This window comes from Roseibaca calidilacus, assembly GCF_001517585.1.
GTDB classification, from domain to species: domain Bacteria; phylum Pseudomonadota; class Alphaproteobacteria; order Rhodobacterales; family Rhodobacteraceae; genus Roseinatronobacter; species Roseinatronobacter calidilacus.
In genome coordinates, this window is the sequence record NZ_FBYC01000004.1 from 2,627,501 (window position 1) to 2,630,000 (window position 2,500).

Genomic DNA, 2,500 nt, shown 5'->3' on the forward strand with positions numbered 1-2,500 from the left:
GGGCTGCGATCAAGCATGGTTTTGTTTTGTGCTGAGTGCCCGGCAGCTTTGCTGCCACCGCGCAAGGCGCGGCGCGAAGCGTGCGTCGCCGCAGGCGACACTCAAGAACGGGGCCTTAGCTCAGCTGGGAGAGCGCCTGATTTGCATTCAGGAGGTCAGGAGTTCGATCCTCCTAGGCTCCACCATCAAACCCGGCGAGCGCAGCTCGCAAAAACGATCCGGGGGATCGTTTTTAGGGATTGATGCCAAGCAGCCATGCTGCGCGGCAGGGCTTCGCCTCGTCATGGTGGCTCCTAGGATTTATTATGCGCCAATTCGCAAGCGAATTGGCGGGTGGCTCCACCAAGACCCAGCTACGCTTCGCATTGGTGAAGCCCAGGGTTGTTTTATGCGCCAATCGTCAAGTCGATTGGCGGGTGGCTCCACCCGGCACATCGTCGAGATGTTGCAGTTTGAAAGACCAACACGATCATCAAGCACATGGGTCATGTGCTTGATCGTCCTGTTGGACGTTGGCAGCTTCGGCTGCTTTTTACATCGTTTAGAGAGATACACATCAGTGTCATGTTGGCATCTTCGCGTGAGAAGATGCCTGCAGGGTCTTCGGACTTTGCAAGACATGAGACTATTCCAAGTCAAGTACACTAACCAATTGTTCTGGATGCCCCGATCTATGCACGTAGAGACGGGTAGTGCGGTGCCAACGCGCTCAAGTGAGCTGCGCGGTAGCGCATAAAAAATCCAGGGCGGGAAACGTACAATGCTTTTGGTCTTGGGAAGCGTGGGGCGCGGGAACGCAAAAGGCCCGTTGCCCCCTGTCATGTGACGTTGCCTGTGAAAACGGGGAACCGATCTGGCTCTTTCTGGATCAAATCAAGCGCAATAAGGGCGTTTGGTGGATGCCTTGGCAGCAAGAGGCGATGAAGGACGTGATACTCTGCGATAAGCGCAGGCGAGCCGAGAATAGGCTTTGACCCTGCGATCTCCGAATGGGGCAACCCAACTGATTGTTTGTTGTTATTGCTTCGCAATAACATACGCTCCGCGCGGACCCTTGGTCCGTGGCCACCTTTGGGTGGCCGGGCGCGTATGTTGATGCGTGGTGGCTAACAATGAGCATACTCAGTTACTTTTAGGCTGAATACATAGGCTTAAAAGAGCAAACCCGGGGAACTGAAACATCTAAGTACCCGGAGGAAAGGAAATCAATAGAGACTCCGTTAGTAGTGGCGAGCGAACGCGGACCAGCCGAGCCGTGAATGTGGGCAGAACTGTCTGGAAAGGCAGGCCATAGCGGGTGACAGCCCCGTATGCGAAGCATGATCGGACGTATCAAGTAGGGCGGGACACGTGAAATCCTGTTCGAAGATCGGGGGACCACCCCCGAAGGCTAAGTACTCCTTGCTGACCGATAGCGAACCAGTACCGTGAGGGAAAGGTGAAAAGCACCCCGACGAGGGGAGTGAAACAGACCTGAAACCGGACGCCTACAAGCAGTCGGAGGGGACATGATCCCTGACGGCGTACCTTTTGTATAATGGGTCAACGACTTGGTCTATCTAGCAAGCTTAAACCGTTAGGTGTAGGCGCAGCGAAAGCGAGTCTTAAATGGGCGTCGAGTTAGATGGATCAGACCCGAAACCGAGTGATCTAGGCATGGCCAGGTTGAAGGTTGGGTAACACCAACTGGAGGACCGAACCCACATCCGTTGAAAAGGATCGGGATGAGCTGTGCCTAGGGGTGAAAGGCCAATCAAACTCGGAGATAGCTGGTTCTCCGCGAAATCTATTTAGGTAGAGCGTCAGACGAATACCCCGGGGGGTAGAGCACTGGATGGGTAATGGGGCCCCACAGGCTTACTGATCCTAACCAAACTCCGAATACCCGGGAGTACTATCTGGCAGACACACGGCGGGTGCTAACGTCCGTCGTGAAGAGGGAAACAACCCTGACCTACAGCTAAGGCCCCCAATTCATGGCTAAGTGGGAAAGCAGGTGGGACGACCAAAACAACCAGGAGGTTGGCTTAGAAGCAGCCATCCTTTAAAGATAGCGTAACAGCTCACTGGTCTAAATAAGTTGTCCTGCGGCGAAGATGTAACGGGGCTCAAGCCATGAGCCGAAGCTTAGGATGCACGTAAGTGCGTGGTAGCGGAGCGTTCTGTTCTGTACTTCTTGCGTCTTGCATGCCCCAAGGGGTGTGACGGACGCATCAGAAGTCTGCTGTGAAGCCGGCCCGTGAGGGACCGGTGGAGCGTTCAGAAGTGAGAATGTTGACATGAGTAGCGACAAACAGGGTGAGAGACCCTGTCGCCGAAAGTCCAAGGGTTCCTGCTTAAAGCTAATCTGAGCAGGGTAAGCCGGCCCCTAAGGCGAGGCCGAAAGGCGTAGTCGATGGGAACGAGGTTAATATTCCTCGGCCAGTGGGATGTGACGGATCGCGGACGTTGTTCACCCTTATCGGATTGGGTGGGCAGCCAGGCGGTCCCTGGAAATAGC

General features: G+C 54.9%; 1 tRNA gene and 1 rRNA gene (1 of these 2 only partly in view). Both read left to right on the top strand.

The annotated features are described in order from the left end of the window. The first annotated feature begins 109 nt into the window (after window positions 1-109). A tRNA-Ala gene (locus AWT76_RS16405) sits at window positions 110-185 on the top strand. A gap of 687 nt (window positions 186-872) precedes the next feature. Further along, window positions 873-2,500: ribosomal RNA gene (locus AWT76_RS16410) — 23S ribosomal RNA — on the top strand; its annotated part runs 1,035 nt beyond the window's last position; the annotation flags it as partial.